The organism is Rhizobium sp. 01T444 (assembly GCF_056398305.1).
The window spans coordinates 1-634 of the sequence record NZ_JBFTPD010000239.1; the positions used below are offsets into that span (position 1 = coordinate 1).

At 64.3% G+C, this 634-nt stretch carries 1 protein-coding gene; it reads right to left on the reverse strand.

Features of this window, described 5'->3' with window-relative positions; translation table 11 throughout:
* A partial coding sequence (locus AC1DTN_RS38200) for a hypothetical protein (protein WP_477925372.1) occupies window positions 1–210 on the reverse strand: 210 nt, incomplete at its 3' end.
* Between the last annotated feature and the right edge of the window lie 424 nt (window positions 211–634).

The window sequence follows — 634 nt, forward strand, 5'->3', positions numbered from 1 at the left end:
GGGCATGGGAGTGGTCTGGAAGACGTTGTGAGCGGCCTGGTGCACGCGAAAGAGGTCTCCCTCGATCAGGGGCAGCGTGTCGAACCCGGGCAGATCCGAGCGCTTCAGATCCGGCCTGGTCGAGAAGAGGAGGGCGCCCACCCCGCTGCCGCGCCCCATTAGGAGCAGGGCAGACYCGGCCGGGCTCGTGATCTCCGTCTTGTGCCGCATGACTTGCCGGCCGCACATGTCGGGGCCCGCGTCGAACAGTACGCCCAGGCGCACGAACTTGTTGTCGGTCTCGAGCCACTGGGATGGTGGGCGGCAGCGCCGCCCATCCGACTCGAGCCACCTATACGGAGCGCACTACTGCCCGCCGCCCCACACGAGAGGATTTACCGCGCATTGAATCTGCATTTCGCCTCCAGAGGGCGTCGACGAACAGCGCCGGCACCTTGCAGCCGGTCTCTCGGGTGATTTTCCTGGAAGCCAGTAAGGCTGGTGACAGTGACGGTCTTTTCTTCGACCGGAATGGATGGGCAGTGTAGGGTCGTCATCCAGCGGATGTCGGCGTGAACGCGGACGGCTTGATTCACGCCGCGCATAGCTGAAATTCAGTTTCCCCCTTGGAGAGCACCCGCGGTAGCGCGTAGGA